Source organism: Rubellimicrobium thermophilum DSM 16684, from assembly GCF_000442315.1.
GTDB lineage: Bacteria > Pseudomonadota > Alphaproteobacteria > Rhodobacterales > Rhodobacteraceae > Rubellimicrobium > Rubellimicrobium thermophilum.
This window is the reverse complement of record NZ_KE557321.1, coordinates 344,712-350,997: the sequence shown is the minus strand read 5'-3', so window position 1 is coordinate 350,997 and position 6,286 is coordinate 344,712. Positions and strand designations below refer to the sequence as shown.

Genomic DNA, 6,286 nt, shown 5'->3' with positions numbered 1-6,286 from the left:
CCGCTCTGGCCCAGCAGCAGGCGCTGGTCTAGGAGAGGCGCACTGTGACCGCTGCGGCCCATCCGGGGGACCTGTGCCTTGGCCAATCCCGTCCGCCTCGCAAGGGGCTTTCTGACCGTCGGCGCATGGACGCTCGTGAGCCGCATCGCCGGTTTCGCGCGCGACGTGATGATGGCCGCCTATCTGGGCGCCGGCCCGGCGGCAGAGGCCTTTCTCGTGGCCTTCTCGCTGCCCAACATGTTCCGCCGCTTCTTCGCCGAAGGCGCCTTCAACGCCGCCTTCGTGCCCCTCTTCGCCAAGAAGCTGGAAGGGGGCGAGGATGCGCGCGGCTTTGCTCGCGATGCCTTCAACGGGCTGACCGCCGTGCTCCTTCTTGTCACGGCGCTGGGAACGATCGCGATGCCCTGGCTCGTCTGGGCAATGGCGGCGGGCTTCGCGGGCGACGAACGCTTCGCGCTTGCGGTGCTCTACGGGCGGATCGGCTTTGTCTATCTGCTGTTCATCTCGCTCGTGGCGCTGCTGTCGGGGGTGCTCAATGCCTTTGGCCGCTTCACCGAGGCCTCCTTCGTGCCGGTGCTGATGAACCTCATGTTCATCGCCGCGATGCTGCTGGCCGACCGGGCGGGATGGGACATGGGGCTGACCCTGGCCTGGACCGTGCCCGTGACGGGTATCGCACAGCTTGCACTCACCTGGTGGGCGGCGGCGCGGGCGGGATGGGCGCCGCGGATCGCCGCCCCGCGCTGGACGCCGGACCTGCGGCGCCTGCTCGTCATCGCGGGGCCGGCGGTTCTGGCCGGGGGCGTGGTGCAGATCAACCTCCTGGTCGGCCGTCAGGTGGCGAGTTTCTTCGAGGGGGCGGTGGCCTGGCTGTCCTATGCCGACCGGCTCTATCAGCTTCCGCTGGGCGTCGTCGGCATCGCCATCGGCACGGTGCTGCTGCCGGACCTGTCGCGCCGGCTGCGGGCGGGCGATGCCGAAGGCGGACGCCATGCCTTCAACCGCGCGACCGAGATCAGCCTTGCACTCACGATCCCGGCGGCGGCGGCGCTGGTCGTCATCGCCTATCCCTTGGTCCTCGTGCTGTTCGAGCGCGGCGCCTTCGACCGCGCGGACACGGTGGCGACGGCCGCCGCACTCGCCGCCTACGGGCTGGGGCTGCCGGCCTTCACGCTTCAGAAGGTGCTCCAGCCGCTCTACTACGCGCGCGAGGACACGGCCCGCCCCTTCCGCTTTGCGGTCTGGGCGATGGGGGTCAATGCGGCAGTGGCCGTGGGCCTGGCCGGGCCGATCGACCGGCTGGCGCCGGGCTGGGGCTTTCTCGCCGCGGCGGGGGCCACATCGGTCGCGGGCTGGGTGATGGTCTGGCTGCTGTGGCGCGGCACGCGGACCATGGGGGATGCGGGACGCATGGACGGCCGGCTGCGGGCGCGGCTGCCGCGGATCCTGCTGGCCTCGGGCCTGATGGCCGCGGCGCTGGGGGCCGGCTGGTGGGCGCTGGCAGAGGCCCTGCACAAGCCGGGGCTGCGCTATGGCGCGCTCGCGGGGCTGGTCCTGGGGGGCCTGGCCACCTACGCGGTCGCCGCCGTCGTCCTGGGGGCGCTGCGGCCGGCCGAGCTGCGCGCGGCCCTGCGGCGCTAGCGGCGGTCTACCGTTCGCGCAGCCGGGCGCGCAGCGCGGCGAGGCCGCCGGGCGCCAGCAGAGGCGCCACGGCAAGGCCCGCGAGGAACCCCCCGACATCGCCGATCCATTGCGGGTTGGAGCCGAACAGCATGCCGAAGACGAGCTGGACCGCCATCAGCATGCCGATCAGGCGGAAGGCGGCGAGGCGGTTTCCTCCCTGCCGGCCCAGCCGCAGCCAGAGCAGATAGGTGAACCCCCCGATCAGGCCATAGATCCCCGGATAGGCGCCATAGAGCGGGGCCATCTCCGGCGCGAGGGCGGCGAACAGCAGCGCCCCCCCCAGCGTGCCCGCGGCCAGAACCCCGAGCATTCCGAAACTGCCGATCCCCTCGGCCACGAACTTGCCGAGCGCGAGCAGGAGCGCGGCGGCGAAGGCTGCGTGAAGGGGGCCGCCATGCACGACGGGATAGAATGCGAAGCGCAGCCACAGCGAAGGGTCCACGCCCCGCATGGCATAGTCGAGCACCCGCGGCGACACTGCGAAGCGGTCCACCAGCGCGGCGCGCCAGCCGATCGCCTCTGGCCCGCCCAGAAGGCCCCATTGCCCGAGCGCCAGCACCCCCTCCACCGCGGCCAGTCCAAGGGCCAGCACGATCACGGCCCCCGGCAACGGGCCGATGGCGTTCGCGCCCGGTTCGGGCGGCGGCAGGGGACGCTGGAAGGACCGGGCCACGGGACTCTCCTCGTCTCTGGCGGCTGATGCGGTTGACGCTGTGCAGCCCCCCCGATAATCGACCGGGACCGTCAAGGCCAGCCGGACAATCCTTCATGACACAGAGCCGCTTCGCCCCGCGCGTCTTTTCGGGCATCAAGCCTTCGGGGGGGCTCACGCTCGGCAACTATCTGGGCGCGATCCGGCGCTTCGTCGAGGTCCAGGACGAAGGCCGGTTCGAGACCATCTACTGCGTCGTGGATCTGCATGCGATCACCGTCTGGCAGGACCCGGCCGAGCTGCGCGCCGCCACGCGCGAGGTGGCGGCGGGTTTCCTGGCCGCCGGCATCGACCCCGAGCGCAGCATCCTCTTCAACCAGTCGCAGGTCTCGGCCCATGCCGAGCTGGGCTGGATCTTCAACTGCGTCGCGCGCATGGGCTGGATGGGCCGGATGACGCAGTGGAAGGACAAGGCCGGCAAGAATGCCGAGGCCCAGTCGCTGGGCCTGTTCGCCTATCCGTCGCTGATGGCGGCGGACATCCTGCTCTATCATGCCACCCATGTCCCCGTGGGCGAGGACCAGAAGCAGCATGTGGAGCTGACGCGCGACATCGCCGCCAAGTTCAACCACGACTACGGGGTGGACTTCTTCCCCCTGCCCGAGCCGGTGATCGAGGGGCCGGCCATGCGCGTGATGAACCTGCGCGACGGCACGAAGAAGATGTCGAAATCCGGCGAATCCGACATGGAGCGGATCAACCTGACCGACGATGCCGACACCATCGCGCGCAAGTTCCAGAAGGCCCGCACCGATGCCGCGCCCCTGCCCGAGACGGTGGCGGGTCTCGAGGGGCGGCCCGAGGCGAAGAACCTCGTGGAAATCTATGCCGGCCTGGCCGGAATCACCCCGCAGGCGGTGCTCGACCGGCATGGCGGTCAGGGCTGGGGGGCGTTCAAGCCCGCCCTCGCCGAGCTGGCGGTGGAGACGCTCTCGCCCATCTCGGCCGAGATGGCGCGGCTGGTGGCCGACCCGGCCGAGATCGACCGTCTGCTGGCCCGTGGGGCCGAACGCGCCCGTGCCATCGCCCAGCCGATCCTCGAGCGCACCTTCGAGATCGTCGGCATGATCCGGAGCTGACAGGGGGCCCGGCCGGGGCGGGACAGCGGCAGGAACGCCAGGCCGCGCCCCAACCCGTTGCAACGGGGCGCCTCTTGCGACAGTCTTCCCTGATGGCCAACCGGGAGGGGCGCCTTGCGGAAGTTCCTCGTCGTGCTCGACGACACGCGCGAATGCCTCAATGCGATGCGCTATGCGGCGATGCGCGCCGCCAGGACCGGCGGCGGGGTGCAGGTCCTGGCGATCATCGAACCCACCGAATACGGCGCCTTTGTCGGCGTCAGCGACATCATGCGCGAGGAAGCGCGCGAGCGCATCGCCGTGCATTTCGACGTCTTCGCCAAATGGATGCGCGACCGGCAGGGCATCGACCCCGAGCTGGTGATCCGCGAGGGCGAGCCGGTGCCCGAGATCCTCGCCCAGCTGCGCGAGGATCCGCAGATCGCGATCCTCGTCCTCGGAGCGGGAAGCGATTCCAAGGGGCCCGGTCCGATCGTCACGGCGCTGACGCGGCAGGCCGGAAGCCTGCCCGTGCCGATCACCATCGTTCCGGGCGATCTGTCCAAGGAGCGGCTGGAGGAGATCACCTGAGATGGACAGGGCCGCAAGGGCAGCCGCCAGCGCCGGAGAGGGGCCCGATCCGCCGCTGCCCCTGCCCCCCTTCGACCGCCGATACGCCCTGGCGATGCTGCTGGCCGTACCGGTCCTGGCGGGTCTCGTTCTGGGCCTGTCGCTGGCCGGGCGGCCGCTGGCGGGCTGGGCCCTGGGGCTTGGGCTCTACTGGGCGATCATGGGGGCGGCGCTCAGGGCCTGGGCAGATCCCGACTGGCTGCGCGAGTGGCTTGCGGCGCGCTGGCCGGGCTGGGGGATCGCGCTGCTGCTCGCCCTGCCGGGCATGGTCCTGGGCGCGATGGTCCTGCGGATGCTCGGGCAGGATCCGCTGCCGCCGCATCTGCTGATCCTTGCCGGGCTCATGGCCGCCGCCAATGCCACGCTCGAGGAGCTGTTCTGGCGCGGCGCGATGATCCCCGATCCCACACCGCGCATGGCGGCGCTCTCGCTCGGCCTGTTCACGGGGGCGCATCTGGTCTGGGTTGCCGCGATCGGCCTTCAGACGGGCGCGCCCCCCCTGGGCACCCCTGGCGGGGGCCCTGGCCCTGGGCGGGGTCTGGACGGCGGCGCGCCTTGTCACCGGCACCGTCGGGGCAGGCGTCCTGAGCCATGCCGCCTTCAACCTGTTCGCCTTTGCCCAGATCCTCGCGCTCAACAGCTGACGGATGGGACGGAGGACCTCAGACGGATGCCCGCACCCAGCCGTTGCCGGACAGGCGGCAAGGTGCTTGAATCAGGCAATCGGTCCGGGATCCGGTCTCATGCGCCGCCTCGTCCTGCTGATCTTCTGCGGTCTGCTGCCGCTTGCTGCCGCGGCCCAGGGGGTGCGGGGCTTCGACGCGACCGCGCTGCCCGACCAGGACGCGCGCTTCCTGCAGGCGGCGCTGGTGTGGTCGGGGGACTATGCGGGGCTGACCGACGGCGACTGGGGCGCGCGCAGCCGGGCGGCGCTCGCGGCCTTCGTCGGGCGGCGGGGCGGCGATCCCAGCGCCCCCCGCGAGGCCGACCTGCGCGCGCTGCTCGAACCCTTCGCGCGCGAGGTGGCGGCGAACGGCTGGACGGTGCTGAACCTCGACGGGATCACGGTGATGGTGCCCGTCGCGCGGCTCGGGCCGGCGCGGGAGGAGGAGTTCACCATCGAATACCGCTCGCGCGATGGCGGGCTGGTGTTCCGCGTGCTGTTCGACGGCATGGCGGCCACGGCCGACATGCACGACTGGATGGTGACGGCCCATGCCGGGCCGGAGGAGCCCTACTATTCCTGGCGCGACGACCGGCTGATCTCGGCCGTGACGCTGGCCAACGGCAGGCGGGTCTATCTGCGCTCGTTTATCCTGGACGGATGGTCCATCTCGATGCAGGTGATCGCGATGCCGGCCGAGCGGCGGCGGCTCGAACTCATCGCCTCGTCGATGCAGTGGGGGAGCGCGCCGGAGTTGGCCCCCCGCCGCGGCGGGGTGCTCGACCGCATCCTGTTTCCGCCCCCGCCGCCCGCACCCCGCCAGCTGCCTCCGCCCCCGGTCGCCGCCCCCGCCCCCGCGCCTGCGCCCGGGCCGGGTGCCGCCCCTCTGCCCGGGCGGCTCATCGGGATGGGGACGGGCTTCTTCGTCAATGCAACCGACATCGTGACGGCCGAGCATGTCATCGAGGGTTGCGGGAGGCTCCGGCTCGAGGACGGCACGCCCCTGTCGGTGCTGGCGGCGGACCCGGTGCTCGACCTTGCGGTGCTGGCCTCCGGGCGGCGATCGGCGCGCTGGCTGCCGATCCGGCCCGATCTCGTGCCCCGTCTGGGGCAGCCGGCCTATGCGCTGGGCTATCCCTACCGCGACCTGGCGGTGATGGCCGATCAGGGGGTGGTCATCACCGGGGGCAACATCAGCGCCCTGCCCCGCGTGGCCGATGCCACCTCGCGCATCATGCTCTCGGCGCCGGTCCAGCCCGGCAACTCGGGCGGGCCGCTTCTGGCGCGCGACGGGCTGGTGCTGGGCGTCGTCGTGGCGCGCCTGGCCGAGGACTATGTGCTCGACCGGACGGGGACGCTGCCGCAGAACATGAACTATGCCACCTCGGTCGAGCGCCTCGTGCCCTTCCTCGAGGCGGCCGGCGTGGCCCTGCCGGCGGCGCCCAAGCAGACGCGGTGGAATCTGTCCGACGCCCTTCCCGAGGCGGTGGCGGAGGCGGTGGTCCTGATCGTCTGTCACGCCGATTAGAACGGTTCCAA

At 71.6% G+C, this 6,286-nt stretch carries 6 protein-coding genes; 5 read left to right on the top strand and 1 reads right to left on the bottom strand.

Features of this window, described 5'->3' with window-relative positions; genetic code table 11:
* The first annotated feature begins 78 nt into the window (after positions 1-78).
* Positions 79-1,641: a murein biosynthesis integral membrane protein MurJ gene (murJ, locus tag RUTHE_RS09505; RefSeq protein WP_021098172.1), complete on the top strand. Its 1,563-nt coding sequence runs from the start codon at positions 79-81 to the stop codon at positions 1,639-1,641.
* 7 nt (positions 1,642-1,648) lie between these two features.
* Here murJ and RUTHE_RS09500 read toward each other — a convergent pair whose 3' ends face one another.
* Positions 1,649-2,356 (bottom strand): rhomboid family intramembrane serine protease, encoded by a 708-nt coding sequence (locus RUTHE_RS09500; RefSeq protein ID WP_021098171.1) that lies wholly within the window; start codon positions 2,354-2,356, stop codon positions 1,649-1,651.
* 95 nt (positions 2,357-2,451) lie between these two features.
* Between RUTHE_RS09500 and trpS the strand changes: the two genes are divergently transcribed.
* The 4 genes from trpS (at position 2,452) to RUTHE_RS15480 (ending at position 6,275) form a co-directional block, all read left to right on the top strand.
* Positions 2,452-3,474, top strand: a complete 1,023-nt coding sequence (gene trpS / locus RUTHE_RS09495) for a tryptophan--tRNA ligase (RefSeq protein WP_021098170.1) — start codon at positions 2,452-2,454, stop codon at positions 3,472-3,474.
* A gap of 114 nt (positions 3,475-3,588) precedes the next feature.
* Complete coding sequence (locus tag RUTHE_RS09490) at positions 3,589-4,044, top strand: universal stress protein (protein ID WP_021098169.1); 456 nt, start codon at positions 3,589-3,591, stop codon at positions 4,042-4,044.
* Between the two features lie 503 nt (positions 4,045-4,547).
* Positions 4,548-4,727 (top strand): hypothetical protein, encoded by a 180-nt coding sequence (locus RUTHE_RS09480; protein ID WP_040645551.1) that lies wholly within the window; start codon positions 4,548-4,550, stop codon positions 4,725-4,727.
* 99 nt (positions 4,728-4,826) lie between these two features.
* Positions 4,827-6,275 (top strand): S1 family peptidase, encoded by a 1,449-nt coding sequence (locus tag RUTHE_RS15480; RefSeq protein ID WP_158453426.1) that lies wholly within the window; start codon positions 4,827-4,829, stop codon positions 6,273-6,275.
* The last annotated feature ends 11 nt before the right edge of the window (positions 6,276-6,286 follow it).